This window comes from Micromonospora sp. NPDC018662 (genome assembly GCF_044391475.1).
GTDB lineage: Bacteria > Actinomycetota > Actinomycetes > Mycobacteriales > Micromonosporaceae > Micromonospora.
The window spans coordinates 775,946-788,463 of record NZ_JBISAC010000003.1; the positions used below are offsets into that span (position 1 = coordinate 775,946).

9 protein-coding genes and 1 pseudogene are annotated in these 12,518 nt (G+C 74.1%); 5 read left to right on the forward strand and 5 right to left on the reverse strand.

The window, feature by feature from the left end; genetic code table 11:
- Positions 1–105: 105 nt before the first annotated feature.
- From ACH495_RS13090 to ACH495_RS13100, 3 genes and pseudogenes are all read left to right on the forward strand, one after another.
- Positions 106–699: pseudogene (locus ACH495_RS13090) on the forward strand (thiamine pyrophosphate-dependent enzyme); the annotation flags it as partial.
- Positions 699–1,664 carry an alpha-ketoacid dehydrogenase subunit beta gene (locus ACH495_RS13095; protein ID WP_396857928.1) on the forward strand — a complete coding sequence of 322 codons (966 nt, stop codon included), beginning with the start codon at positions 699–701 and terminating at the stop codon, positions 1,662–1,664. The pseudogene ACH495_RS13090 and the gene ACH495_RS13095, both read left to right, overlap by 1 nt.
- Positions 1,665–1,667: 3 nt before the next feature.
- On the forward strand, positions 1,668–3,017 hold the full coding sequence (locus ACH495_RS13100; RefSeq protein WP_396857929.1) for a hypothetical protein: 1,350 nt from the start codon (positions 1,668–1,670) through the stop codon (positions 3,015–3,017).
- 36 nt (positions 3,018–3,053) lie between these two features.
- Here the strand turns inward: ACH495_RS13100 and ACH495_RS13105 are convergent, their stop codons facing one another.
- Positions 3,054–3,911 (reverse strand): alpha/beta fold hydrolase, encoded by an 858-nt coding sequence (locus tag ACH495_RS13105; protein WP_396857930.1) that lies wholly within the window; start codon positions 3,909–3,911, stop codon positions 3,054–3,056.
- Positions 3,912–3,970: 59 nt separating this feature from the next.
- Here ACH495_RS13105 and ACH495_RS13110 point away from each other — a divergent pair, with 59 nt between their 5' ends.
- Positions 3,971–4,666: a TetR/AcrR family transcriptional regulator gene (locus ACH495_RS13110; protein ID WP_396857931.1), complete on the forward strand. Its 696-nt coding sequence runs from the start codon at positions 3,971–3,973 to the stop codon at positions 4,664–4,666.
- Positions 4,667–5,104: 438 nt separating this feature from the next.
- Here ACH495_RS13110 and ACH495_RS13115 read toward each other — a convergent pair whose 3' ends face one another.
- From ACH495_RS13115 to ACH495_RS13130, 4 genes are all read right to left on the reverse strand, one after another.
- On the reverse strand, positions 5,105–5,830 hold the full coding sequence (locus tag ACH495_RS13115; RefSeq protein WP_396857932.1) for an SGNH/GDSL hydrolase family protein: 726 nt from the start codon (positions 5,828–5,830) through the stop codon (positions 5,105–5,107).
- 99 nt (positions 5,831–5,929) lie between these two features.
- Positions 5,930–7,837: a S1 family peptidase gene (locus tag ACH495_RS13120; protein ID WP_396857933.1), complete on the reverse strand. Its 1,908-nt coding sequence runs from the start codon at positions 7,835–7,837 to the stop codon at positions 5,930–5,932.
- A gap of 285 nt (positions 7,838–8,122) precedes the next feature.
- On the reverse strand, positions 8,123–9,346 hold the full coding sequence (locus ACH495_RS13125) for an MFS transporter (RefSeq protein WP_396857934.1): 1,224 nt from the start codon (positions 9,344–9,346) through the stop codon (positions 8,123–8,125).
- Complete coding sequence (locus tag ACH495_RS13130) at positions 9,343–10,908, reverse strand: class I adenylate-forming enzyme family protein (RefSeq protein WP_396857935.1); 1,566 nt, start codon at positions 10,906–10,908, stop codon at positions 9,343–9,345. The genes ACH495_RS13125 and ACH495_RS13130 overlap by 4 nt, the downstream gene beginning before the upstream one ends.
- 313 nt (positions 10,909–11,221) lie before the next feature.
- Between ACH495_RS13130 and ACH495_RS13135 the strand changes: the two genes are divergently transcribed.
- Entirely contained in the window at positions 11,222–12,505 is a 1,284-nt protein-coding gene (locus ACH495_RS13135; protein ID WP_396858051.1) for an SGNH/GDSL hydrolase family protein, read from the forward strand.
- Positions 12,506–12,518: the final 13 nt, after the last annotated feature.

A 12,518-nucleotide genomic window follows, 5' to 3' on the forward strand; every position in this document is an offset into this window, starting at 1 on the left:
GCGGGGGGGGGGGGGGCGCGCCCCGCCGCCTACGGCGCGGGGGGGGGGCGCGGCCCCACCGGGGGCGGGGGGGCGGGGGGCCCCCCCCCCCCCGGGGGGGGGGGGGCCCCGCGGCGCCGCGGCGCCGACCTGGTCGGCGCCACGTTCTTCGGCGACGGCGCGGTCAACGAGGGAATGCTCCTGGAGGCGTTCAACCTGGCCGCGCTCTGGCGGGTGCCGGTGCTGTTCGTCTGCGAGAACAACGGCTACGCCACCACCATGCCGGTCGCCGGCGCGGTCGCCGGCACCGTCGCCGGGCGGGCCGCCGCGTTCGGCATGCCGGCGGTCGCCGTCGACGGCCAGGACCCGGAGACGGTACGCGCGGCGGCGGCCGCCGCCGTCGCACGGATGCGCGCCGGCGGCGGACCCGAGCTGATCGAGGCGCACACCTACCGGTTCGACGCCCACCACACCTTCGAACACCGGGTACGCCTCGACTACCGGCCGCCGGACGAGGTGGCCGAAGGCCGGTCCCGCGACCCGGTCGACATCCAGGGTGAACGGCTGGACCCGGCGGTACGGGCCGAGATCGACGCCGCCGTCGAGGCGGTCCTGGCCGCCGCCGTCGACTTCGCGCTGGCCGGTCCGCACCCCGATCCGGCGACCGCCCTCGACCACCTGTACGCCAGCGGGCTGACCGCCCGGACCGGAGGTGGCTGATGCCCCGGCTCTCCTACCGCAGGGCGCTCACCCGCGCGCTCGCCGACGAGATGGCCCGTGACGAGTCGGTCCTGGTGCTCGGCGAGGACATCCGGGTGGCCGCCGCCAACGTCACCACCGGCCTGGTGAAGAAGTTCGGCCCGGAACGGGTCCGCGACACCCCGCTGTCGGAGCAGGCGTTCACCAGCTTCGCCACCGGCGCGGCGCTGGCCGGGGCCCGGCCGGTGGTGGAGTTCCAGATCCCGTCGCTGCTGTTCCTGGTCTTCGAGCAGATCGTCAACCACGCGCACAAGTTCCCGCTGATGACCGGCGGCCAGTGCGCGGTGCCGGTTACCTACCTGGTGCCCGGTTCCGGCTCCCGCACCGGCTGGGCCGGGCAGCACTCCGACCACCCGTACGCGTTGTTCGCCCACGCCGGGGTGACCACCGTGGTGCCGGCCACCCCGGCCGACGCGTACGGGCTGCTGGTCTCCGCGATCCGCTGCGACGACCCGGTGGTGGTCTTCGCCCCGGCCGGCGCGCTGGACCTGCGGGAGGACGTGCCCGACCCGGCGCCGGTGCCGCTGGGCCGGGGCGTGGTCCGCCGGGCCGGCGACGACGTCACAGTGGTCGCGGTCGGCCACCTGGTGCACGACGCGCTCGCGGTCGCCGACGAGCTGGCCGACCAGGCGTCGGTGGAGGTCTTCGACCCGCGCACGCTCCACCCGTTCGACTGGGACGGGCTGATCGGGTCGGTGAGCCGCACCGGCCGGCTGGTCGTGGTCGACGACGGCAACCGCTCCTGCGGCATCGCCGGGGAGATCATCGCGACGGTGGTGGAGCGGGTCCGGCTGGCCGCCCCGCCCCGGCGGGTCACCCGGCCCGACGGCGCGGTGCTGCCGTTCGCGCCGGCCCTGGACCGGGCCGTGCAGCCCGGCCGGGACCAGCTCACCGCCGCCATCCAACTGACCCTCAAGGACGGATGAACGATGGACCCGAACTACTCGTGGCCGCCGCTGGACGCGGCGTGGAACGACCTGCCCGAGCCCACCCGGTCGGCCATGGTGACGGCCGGCGCCGGTGCCTGGGAGAAGATCTTCCACGGCCGGGCCACCTACAACATGCAGTGGCGGCTGGCCCGCCCGCCGGTGCTCACCGCGGACGCGTTCCGCGAGCTGAACGAGGTGTGTGACCGGATCGCCCAGCTCATCCTGGAGGCGTGCTGCCGGCGGGCGCGCACCGCCGACGAGCTGCGCCGGCTGCTCGACGTGCCGGAGGGGGAGACCCGGCTGCTCGACCCGGCGGAGGAGCTGCACGAGGGGCTGCTGGCCGCGTACCGGCCGGACGTGCTGTTCTCCGGCGGCGTGCCGTGCATCGTGGAGTACAACATCGACAGCAGCCTCGGCGGCGGCTTCGACGCCGACACGGTGATCCAGCGGTACGCGGACCTCTACCGCGACGCCGGCCTGCTCGACCGGGCGCGGCCCGCGCCGTCCCTGCTGGACCAGCGGTTCGTCGCCATCCGGGACACGCTCGGCCTGCCCGATGGTGCCCGGGTGGCGTTGCTGTTGGACTTCGACGGCGACTATCCGGGGTTGGAGACGCCGGAGATGTTCCTCCGGATCCTCGACCCGCTGATCGACCAGGCCCGGCCGTTCGGCATCGACCTGGTCATCGCCTCGGTCGGCACCGCCACGTTGGACGACGAGCGGCGGTTGGTGGTGGGTGGCGCCCCGGTGGACGCGCTGTTCCGGCTCTTCGTGCCCAACCGGGTCACGCCCAGCGACGGCCTGGACGCGGTGGCCGGCGCGCTGGCGGCCGGCACGCTGCCGATGTTCGTCAGCAGCGCCGCCTGGCTGCTCAGCAACAAGATGAACTACGCCTGGCTCTGGGCCGACCTGGACCTGCTGTCGGAGACCGACCGGGCGCTGGTCCGCCGGTACGTGCCGCACACCGTGGCGCTCACCGCCGACCAGCTCGACCGGGCGCTGGCCGAGCAGGCCGACCTGGTCGCCAAGCCGGCCGGCGGGTCCGCCGGGCTCGGCGTGCTGATCGGCCCGGAGATGAGCGCGGTGGCGTGGGAGGAGGGGGTACGCGCGGCGATCGACGCGGGCGGCCACATCCTCCAGCGCTACCACGAGGCGGATCGGGTGGCGATGGACTTCGTGCGGATCGACACCGGGGAGACGGTCACCGCCGACGTCCCCTGGAGTCTGGCCCCGTACCTGTTCGACCGCACCGCCTCCGGTGCCCTGGCGAGGGTCGGTTACCCGGGCTGTGAGGGTGTCCTGAACCTGGCCCGAGGCGTCCTGATGACCGGCATCCTGCTCACCGACTGACCGCCTCACCCCCACTCGACCCCGTTGATCATGATGTTAGCGGTGCTCGGCGTCTGATCTGTCGCCGTCAACTTCATGATCACCGGGGGCGGTGAAGAAGGCGGACAGGGGGGTGATCAGGGCGGGCGGCGCCACGGCGATGCCGTTGTGCGGGCTGCCGGGCACGCTCAGGGTGCGGGCGTGGGGGAGGGCGGCGGCCAGCAGCTCGTTGGTCTCGGTGAAGAACGGCGCGGCCCTGGCGCCGCTGATCAGGAGCGTGGCGGCGGTGATGCCGGCGTACTGCTCGGCCGGCCCCTCGTACGCCAGGATCTGCCGGGACTCGGCGAGCGTCATGCCGACCAGCGCGCCCATGGTGCGCCCGACCTCGGTCCGCAGGAACAGCCGGGTGATCGCGGCCCGGACCGGCAGCGGCAGCCGCGACGCCGGGTTCTGCGGGTCGACGGCGGCGGCCACGATGGCCAGGGCCCGGGCGGTCTGCCCGGCCCGGACGGCCGCCTCGGCCGGTTCGAGGAACGCCATCGGCATGCCGTGCCCGGCCAGCCGCAGCGGGGTGTCGTAGACGGCGATCCGGTCCAGCGGCAGCCGGAGCGCGGCCCGCAGCACGACGAACGCGCCGTAGCTGTGCCCGACCGCCCACCGGGTGCCGGTGTGCGCGAGCACCGCGCCGAGGTCGTCGATCTCCTGCTCCACCGTGTACGGCTCGCGCCGGGGTGGCGCGTCCGCCCGACCCCGCCGGTTGTAGAGGTGCACGGTGAACCGCTCGGCGAGCCGCGCGGCCAGCCGGCGGTACTCCGCGATCGTCACCCCGCCCCCGTGCACCACCACGAGCCCCGGCCCGGTGCCCGTGGAGTGCAGGACGATGTCCGCGCCGTCCGGCGCCGTGATCCGTTGCATGACCGTTCCCCTTCGACCCCATAAAACTGCGAACGCTGTTTGCAGTTTACAGTTGTGGGGTGAGCGGCGCATCCCCGAATCCGGCCGGCGGCGGATCCACCGGACCGTCCATCTGGACCCGGCCGCCCCGCGGCAGCCGCGGGCCGACCCCGACGCACAGCCGGGACGAGATCGCCGCCGCCGCGGTCACGCTGGCCGACGCCGGCGGGCTGGACGCGGTGTCGATGCGGGCGGTGGCCGGCGCGCTCGACATGGCCGCCGGCTCGCTCTACCGGCACCTGTCGTCCCGCGACGACCTGCTGGACCTGATGGTCGACCGGTGCGTGGGCGAGCTGCGGCCCCACCCGACCGACGACGGCGGCTGGGTGGACCAGTTCCTGCTGCTGGCCCGCCGCCAGCTCGCCCTGCACCGGCGGCACCCGTGGCTGGCCGACGCGCTCGGCCGACGCGCGACGCCCGGGCCGAACACGCTCGCCCACTTCGACGCCTGCCTGCGCATCCTGCAACCGGTGCCGGCCGGGGTCGCCGCCAAGTTCGAGGCGATCGCCATGGTCACCGGCGTCGTCTCGCTCTTCGCCCGCAGCGCCGGGGCCACGGGCACGGTCACGTTCGACCACGTGGACATGGCGGCGTACCCCCACCTGGCCGCCGCGTTCGCCGCCGGCGCCGGCGCCGGCGCCCCGCCCGACGGCGACCTCTTCGCCCGCACCCTGCGCGCCCTGCTCACCGGCCTCCTGACCCCCGACTGCCCCTGACAGTGACCCCCCCCGCCGGCGTTCGTGATCAAGGAGTTCGCGTCCCCGCGCCCCGGTGGACCCGACGCCAACTCCTTGATCAACGGGTGGTGGCGGGGACGACGCCGGTTCGGGTGCCTTTCGAGCTGAGGGCAGGAACGACTCACGGTCGCTGATTCGGCCCGACGTGGCGGGCGCACGAGGGTGCGGGTCGCGAGGGTGCCGGCCGGGGGTGTTGAGTCGTTTACGCCATCAGCTCGAAAGGCGCTCGTGCGCCGGACCGCCGCCGCCGTCTGCGAGCGCCGTCGGCGAGCGCTGCCGGCGAGCGCTGGCTGGCGTCGGGTTGGCCCGCCACCATCAGCGGCGAGCGTCGACCACTCGACCACTCGACCACGGGCCGGTTGGCGCCGAGGTCAGGACGGAAACCGTCAGGGGCGGCCGGCCGGTGCGCCCAGCAGGTCATCCGCCGGTGACCGGCCCCCGTCGTGACCCGTCCGCGACGTGCGGGCGACGGGTGTGGTGGGTGGCGAGGACGCGGAGGGTCTCGGCGGTGGCGACGGCGTCGCTGCGGGCGCTGCCGTGCCGGCCGTCGCCGCTGTAGAGCGACGGGTCGGCGACCAGCGGATGGTCGGTGAGGTGCACGTGCAGCGTACCGAGGCGCTCGGCCACCGCGCGGGTGTGCTGGGCCAGCCGGCGCATCCGCACGCCCAGCCCGGCCCGCAGCGAGTCCCGCACCGCCGGGCTGTGCGAGACGTCGAACATGCCCACCGTGATCACGTCCGCCCCGGCGTCGCGTAACGCGGTGATGATCGCGATCAGCTCCGCGTCGACCGCGTCGGGGTCGTAGCCGGGCCGGAACGCGTCGTTGCCACCGCACACCACCAGCGCCAGGTCCGGTCCGAACGCCAGCGCGTCGGCCAGCTGCGTGGCCCGCACCTCGTGCGCCCGCAGCCCGCGCCGCCCCAGGTTGAGGTACGCCAGCTCCGGTCGCACGGCCCGCAGCTCGGCCGCGATCCGGTCCGCCCACTGCACGTCCGGGTAGCCGTCGAGCGGCTCGCACAGACCTTCCGCGACGCTGTCGCCCAGCACCACGAACCGGTGCCACGGATGGTCGCACAGCAGGTCGGCGGCCTCGCCGGGGCGCAGGCACCACGGATCCGTGGCCTCGGTCATCGTCGATGGCATGACGGGGAGGCTAGCCGAGCGGTGGTGGCGGGGAAAGCGGTCCGCCGCCCCGACCGGTCGACCGGTCGGGGCGGCGGAGGCCGGTGTGACGCTGTCGCCTCAGGCGCCGGCGCCCGCCGGGGGGTTGAACCAGCCGTGCAGGGTCACGATCACGTGCACGGTGCCGCCGCTGACGTTCAGGATCCGCACCGATTTGGTCGAGTTGCGGGGATCGGCGTCGTTCAACTGGACCATCACCATGGTGGTCCGGGCGACCTGGCCGGCGGCGAAGTTCGCCACGGACTGGCTCGACACGACCGGTCCGTCCGGGGTGTACCCGAACGGGCCCTGGCCCGACTCCACGGTGAGGAAGCCCGAACCGGTCGGACCCACGGCGGTGACCGACAGGATCGCACCGCCCATCGCGCCGGACGAGGCGCCGACAGCGTCGCCCAGGTTGACGAACAGCTCACCCTTCGCCTTGACCGGCGCGCCGCCGTTGGCCCGGGTGTCGGCGACCTGGACTGCCGGGGCGGTCCGCAGGTCCGCACCGAGTGACGGGTCGGCGGTCACGTAGCCCTGCACGGAGATCACCAGGTCGACCGCGGGACCCTTGTTGAAGAACGTGGCCCGACCGGCGGACGAGAGCTTGACCGTGACGCCCTGCGAGGTGACCCCGCCGACGTAGTCGAGCACGCTTGTCGAGTCCGCCCCGCCCTCCGGGTAGGCGCGGAGGAAGCTCGCGCTGGTCGCGCCGACCACGGCGACGTCCAGGAAGACGCTGGTCGCGCCGCTCGGGACGACGCCGCCGGTGAACGTGAACGTCCGGGACCCGTTCGTCGGGATCTTGCCGGTGCCGGTGCGGGTGTCGACCACGCGGGTGTGCGGCACGGCGACCAGCCCGCCGCCGGCTCCAGTGGTGAAGTAGCCGTGCACCTCGACGACGACGTGGACGCTGCCGGCCTTGTTGTGGACCGAGACGCGTCCGTCCGGGCCCGGACGGACGACCTGGGTCGTCGAGATGATCTCGCCGGCGGAGGCGTTGAGGGACGACGTGGCCGGCTGGGTGGAACCCCGGGGGAACACCGTCAGGAACGTGTTGACGGTTGGGCTGACCGCGGTCACGTCGACCAGGACGGCGGAGACGCCGGTCGTGGGCACCCCACCGACGCCGAGCACCGGGAAGTCGGTGGTGCTGTCCGCGCCGCGGAGCCCGGCGGTGGCGCCGGTGCCGCTGCGGGTGTCGAGCAGGAGACCGCCGGGGGCGAGCGCCACGTAGTTGTTGCTGGTGTTCGCGGCGATCCACGGGGCCAGGCCGTCCACCCGGACCTCGGTCGCGGTGCGCCGGGTGTCGGTCTCGGCCAGGCAGCCGCCCTGCCAGGAGCTGTCGTGCAGCGCGACCAGCTGGGGCTGGCCGGCGCCGGTGCGCAGCAGTGGGCCGCCGGCGTCGCCCTTGCAGAGGCTGGCCGAGGTGCCGCTGCCGTCGACGGTCAGGGCGTCCGCCGCGACGCCGGTGACCGTGAACGTGCCGGCGTGCAGCTTGTTTGGCACCCACTCGGTCGCGGTGCGGCCGAAGCCGGCGGCCAGCAGCTCCTCACCGGTCGTGGCAGCCGCGCCGATGGTGACCGGCGGCACCCCGTCCGCCGGCTTCTCCAACTGGGCGAGCGCGACGTTGCGGGTCGGGTGGGGGAGCACGGCGGTGACGGCGAGGACGTGCCCGGCGGTGGTGCTCAGATCCGTCCGGCCGACCGTGACGGTGGTGCGCCGGGTGGGCGGGCCGGCGACGAGCTGCTGGCCGGGCTCCGCGAGGCAGCTCGCGGTGGTGATCACCCAGGTCGGGTCGACCAGCACCGCGGAGCAGGCGCGCAGGTCGTTCTGGATCTTCGCGGTGAAGGAATAGCTGCCCGCCGGCACGGGGCTGACGCCGCTGACCGCTTGGGCGGCCCCGCCGCTGATCAGGCTTGTCGTCAGGGCCACGGCGAGCAACGCCGCCGTGTTCCGGGTGCGACGCTTTCGGATGACGCTCATACTCCTCTTTCCGTCCTTCGAGCACTGGCCAGGCCACCGGCCCGCCGGACCCGCCGACGAGCCGGGAGAGAGGTCGACCGATGGACGGCGCTGACCGTCCGCTGCGCCAGACGCAGGACACACCGGAGCGTCGCCGCGCCGGTGCACTCTCGACTTCCCCCGTGTTGCCGCCGCGGACGTCGCCCGTGGCAGCCAGAGAGTAGCGCTTCGCGCATGGTCGGGGCGGCCCCGAGGAGGTGCGGTGCTGGACGCCGGTGAGCGTCCGCAACGGAGCGCGGTCGCCGCTCAGGCCGGCGTGGGGGCGACCGGTTCCGGCGCCGGCCGGTCGGCGGAGGGCCGGAAGAACAGCAGCGGCGCCACGGTGAGCACCAGGCAGGCCACCGACATCACCAGCAGCGCCGGGGTCAGGTCGAGCAGCGCCACCGACCAGCCACCGAGCAGCGCGCCCACCGGCAGGCCGAGGAACGCCACCGAGCCGGAGATGCCCAGCACCCGGGTCTGCAACGCGGCCGGCACCCGTTGGTAGAGCGCGGCGCCGAGCAGCGGGTTCACCGCCGCGACCCCGATCCCGGACAGGAACGTCACCACGAGCACCACCACCAGGTCGTCGCTGAGCGCCAGCGCCAGCAGTCGGGGCGCGCCGCTGAGCGCCAACCCCAGCGCGAACACCGCCTGGCCCGGCAGCCGCGTGCCGAGCAGCGTGAACAGCAGGTTGCCCAGCAACGCCCCGGCCGAGAAGACGCCCAGCAGCAGCCCGAACCCGGCCGGGTCGCCGAGCACCTGGTTCACCCAGAGCGGGATCCAGACCGCGACGCTGGCGTTGGCGAACATGTTGGACGCGGAGACCACGATCAGCATGATCAGCAGTGTCTGGTCGGTGCGCAGGTACGCGAAACCCCCGCGCAGCGCCCGCAGGTACGGTTCCCGGGGCGCCGGCTGCGTCGACGCGGGCGGCCGGACCAGCACCCCGATCAGCAGCGCGCAGACCGCGAACGTGGCCGCGTCGATCCAGATCGCCCGGGTCACCCCCACCCAGTCGATGAGCAGCCCACCGAGCACCGCGCCGAACAGCGTCATGCCCCGCGCCAGCCCGTCGTAGGCGGAGGTGAGCCGGATCAGCGGCACCCCGGCCCGCTCGGCGGCCGGCTTGAACAGCACGTGCTTGACCCGGTCGCCGATGCCGCGCAGCCCACCGGCGACCGCCACCAGCACCAGCAGCGTGCCGAAGCCGAGCCAGGGCGCCAGCGCCACCACCGCCATCGCGGCGGCGCTCGCCGCGTCCACGAACACCGAGGTACGGCGTACCCCGAACCGGTCCGCCCACGGGGTCGCGAGTGCGCTGGAGAGCATGTACGGAAGCGTCTCGGCGGCCGCCACCAGCCCCATCTTGGTGGGGCTGCCGGTCGTCTCCAGCACCAGCCAGGGGATGGCGATCACCGAGATGCGGGTGCCGAGGATGGACAGCAGGTCGGCGCCGACCAGGGTGTACAACTCTCGGCGCGGGTTCACGCCGGACTGCCGATCGGGTCGGCGTCGGCCGGGTGCGCCTCGGCGTACCGGGCCCGCAGCGCGCGTTTGTCGACCTTGGCGGACCGGTTCAGCGGCAGCGCGTCGACGAACTCCACCGCGCCGGGCGCCCAGGTCTCGCTCAGTTCCCGGACGACCAGCGCGATCAGGTCGTCGCCGGTGACCGAGGCGCCCGGCGCCGGCACCACGTACGCGTGCGGCAGTTCCCCGGCCACCGGGTCCGGCACCCCGATCACCGCGGCGGCGCGGACCTCGGGGTGGCCGGCGAGCACGTCCTCGATCGGGCGGGAGTAGATCGGCCAGCTCCGCTGCCGGGTGAGGATCCGGTCCTGCAACCGGTCGACCAGGTAGAGGAAGCCGTCGTCGTCCAGGTGCCCGATGTCGCGGGTGCGTACCCAGCCGTCCACGAGCGTCTCGGCGGTCAGCTCCGGCTGGCCGTGGTAGCCGGCGAAGCTCAGCTTCGTGCGGGCCCACACCTCGCCGTCGACGCCGGCCGGCAGCACCCGCCCGTCGGCGTCGCGGATCTCGACCGTCACGTCCCCGTACGGCCGGCCGCAGGAGCGCAGCCGCTCCGGGTGCTCCGGGTCGTCGGTGAGCCCGGGCAGCGCGCAGATGACCACGGCCTCGCTGAGCCCGTAGACGATGCGCAGGCACGGGCCGAAGCGGGCGATCGCCTGGCGCAGCCGGGCCGGCGCGGCCGGGCCGGCGCCGACGTTGAACATGACCATCGCGGAGAAGTCGGCGCCCGGCAGGTCGGGGTGGTCGAGCACCTCGTAGAGCATCGGCGGGGTGACGAACGTGGAGGTGAGCCGTTCGGCGTCCACGGTGGCGATGAACGCGGCCGGGTCCCACTGCTCGCGCAGGAACAGCACCCCGCCGGTGAACAGGTTGACCAGCGTGGTGATCTGGCCGCTGGCCAGCCACATCGGGGAGTGCGACAGGTGCCGCAGCAGCGGGATCCCGGCGGCCCGGATGCCGGCCGCGAGCACCAGCACCTGTCGGTAGAAGCTCTCCCGGTGGTGCACCAGCTTGGGCGTGCCGGTGGTGCCGCTGGTCTGCAGGAACGACTCCGGCGCGGGCCCGGAGGCCGGCAGGTCGGTCGGGTCGTCGGTGTCGCCGCCCGCGGTGAGGTCCGGTCCGGCGCCGCCGGGCCCCAGGCAGAGCACCGGTACGCCGACCAGCCCGGCCGCGAGCTGCCCGGCCACCGGATCGCGGGGGTCGTGCACGAAGACGTCCGGCGCGGCCAGCGCGACGAACTCGTCGATCTCCCGCCGTGAGGTGACCGGGGCGACCCACATGGCGCGGCAGCCGAGCAGGTGCAGCGCCAGGTGCAGCAGTGGGCCGTCGACCGTGTTGCCGAGCATCACCAGCACCGCCGCGCCGGGGCGTACGCCGTGCCGGCGCAGCGCGGCGGCCAGGCCGCGCACCTCGGCGGCGACCTGCGGGTAGGTGAGCCGGCGGTCACCGCCGACCAGCGCCTCCCGGTCGCCGAAGCCGGCGAACAGCTCCAGCGCCTCGTTCACGTAGTTCGGGCGGTCGGTCATCGGGCAGCCCCCATCGTGGTCCGCGAGCGGCGTCCGGCCAGGTCGGGGCCGGGACGCAGGCGGCGGGTGCCGGGGTCGGCGACCGCACCGCCGCCGGTTCCGAGCCTAGGCAGCGGCGGTCCACGGCGGACAGAGCCGAACGTCGGTGCCCGGCATCCCCCGGGCATTTGATCATGTCGATCAGGTTGATTGACGCTCGTCACGAGCGGCGGCTAGTTTCCGGTCCATCGCCCGGGCAGGTGGCGCCGACCGCGCCGCGCCCGGGGTTGCCGAACATGGAGGATCGATGCCGACCCCGAAGAGATGGCACGTCATAGCGTCCGCCGCAACGCTGCTGATCGCCGGCACCCCGGCCGTCACCGCGAGCGCCGGCCCCACCGACACCGAGCGCGCCAAGCAGGGGCGCACCGAGTGGGCGGGCAGCTGGGCCGCCGCGGTGACCCGCGGGAACACCGTGGGGCTGACCAACACCGGCCTCAACGACCAGAGCATCCGGATGACGGTGCAGACCACGGTGGGCGGTCCGCGCCTGCGGGTCCGGCTCACCAACCTCTACGGCGAGCAGGCCGTCAAGGTCGGTCACGCCACCGTCGCCCGGCCGAACACCGCCACCGCCGACGACCTGTCCGACGTGGACCCGGCCAGCGTCCGGGAGCTGACGTTCTCCGGCGGCACGTCGGCCACCATCAACAAGGGCGCCGAGCTGCTCAGCGACCCGCTGGGCTACCCGGTCGCCGAGCAGGAGGACCTGGTGGTCACCCTGTACTTCCCGGTGCTCACCGGGCCGGTCACGTTCCACGGCCAGTCCCGGGTCACCAACTTCATCGGCGCGACCGACCTGACCACCGCGGCCGGCGGCGCCGGCTTCACCATCAAGCCGAACTGCTGCTGGATGTTCCTCTCCGGCATCGACGTGGAGCGCAAGGTCACGCCGGGCTCGGTGGTGGTGCTCGGCGACTCCATCGGTGACGGCAACGGCAGCACGGTCAACGCGGACAAGCGCTGGCCGGACCTGCTCGCCGAGCGGCTGATCGACGCCCGCCCGGAGGTCCGTACGCCGGGCGTGCTCAACCTCAGCCTGGCCGGCAACCGGCTCAACCACGAGGGCCCGGAGCCCGGCGCGGGCGGCTTCCCCGGCTACTACGAGCTGGGCCCGAACGCGCTGGCCCGGCTGAACGAGGACGTGTTCCCGCAGACCGGCGTCCGGACCGTCGTCACCCACCTGGGCATCAACGACATCTGGATGAACGGCGACAGCAGCGAGGCGATCATCGCCTCGCTGCGGCAGCTCAACCAGCAGGTCAAGGCGCGCGGGCTGACCAGCCTGGTCGGCACCATCACGCCGTACGAGGGCAACGGCGGGCCGGGCGTGTGGACCGAGGAGAAGGACGCCACCCGCAACGCCGTCAACGCCTGGCTGCGCGGGGCCGGCCGGGCCGAGTTCGACGGCGTGCTCGACTTCGACGCCGTGCTGCGCGACCCGGCGCAGCCGAGCCGGCTGCTGCCGGCGTACGACTCCGGGGACCACATCCACCCGAACGACGCGGGCGCGCAGGCGATGGCGAACGCCGTCCCCCTGCGACTGCTCGGGCTGTGACACCGGGCGGGGG

Coding starts and splice junctions, on each gene's coding strand:
- ACH495_RS13115 (WP_396857932.1), bottom strand. CDS start 5,830: ATGCCATCGACGATGACCGAGGCCACGGATCCGTGGTGCCTGCGCCCC.
- ACH495_RS13120 (WP_396857933.1), bottom strand. CDS start 7,837: ATGAGCGTCATCCGAAAGCGTCGCACCCGGAACACGGCGGCGTTGCTC.
- ACH495_RS13130 (WP_396857935.1), bottom strand. CDS start 10,908: ATGACCGACCGCCCGAACTACGTGAACGAGGCGCTGGAGCTGTTCGCC.
- ACH495_RS13105 (WP_396857930.1), bottom strand. CDS start 3,911: ATGCAACGGATCACGGCGCCGGACGGCGCGGACATCGTCCTGCACTCC.
- ACH495_RS13100 (WP_396857929.1), top strand. CDS start 1,668: ATGGACCCGAACTACTCGTGGCCGCCGCTGGACGCGGCGTGGAACGAC.
- ACH495_RS13095 (WP_396857928.1), top strand. CDS start 699: ATGCCCCGGCTCTCCTACCGCAGGGCGCTCACCCGCGCGCTCGCCGAC.